This window comes from Rickettsia endosymbiont of Culicoides newsteadi (assembly GCF_002259525.1).
Lineage (GTDB): Bacteria > Pseudomonadota > Alphaproteobacteria > Rickettsiales > Rickettsiaceae > Tisiphia.
This window is the reverse complement of sequence record NZ_MWZE01000021.1, coordinates 1-502: the sequence shown is the minus strand read 5'-3', so window position 1 is coordinate 502 and position 502 is coordinate 1. Positions and strand designations below refer to the sequence as shown.

The following is a 502-nucleotide window of genomic DNA, read 5'->3' as shown; positions in this document are numbered from 1 at the left end:
TAAACGTTCGATAACTTAGCTGGCTTAAAGCTCCTTCATCTAAAATCTCAGTTAATTTTGTCATAATTTTATTAATTCCTTGCGGTATAACAAAACCAAATTCATGTAATAATCCCCTGATCTCATTAGCAAGTGCAGTACGATTTTTTACCAATCGTTGCCTTACCCTATGAATAAATAAAATATCTTGTTGCTCTACAGTTTTGATAGGCACAAACCTCATATTAGGTCTTGCTACTGCCTCACATATTGCTTCGCTATCTGCTTGATCATTTTTATTAGTTTTAACATAAGGCTTAACAAATTGTGGAGCTATTAGTTTTACAGTATGACCTAATTTTGTTAATTCTCTTGCCCAATAGCTAGCTCCACCGCAAGCTTCCATGCCTACTAGACACTTTGGTACGTTAGCCATAAAAGTTAGAACCTGCTCTCTCATTAATTTTTTCTTTAATATTGTCTTACCATTTTTATCTACACCGTGAATTTGAAAAATTCTTTT

Annotated in this window: 1 protein-coding gene; it reads right to left on the bottom strand. The window is 33.5% G+C overall.

The window, feature by feature from the left end; genetic code table 11:
- Positions 1-502: IS110 family RNA-guided transposase (locus RiCNE_RS07970; protein ID WP_239832616.1), on the bottom strand; the 502-nt coding region annotated here is incomplete at both ends.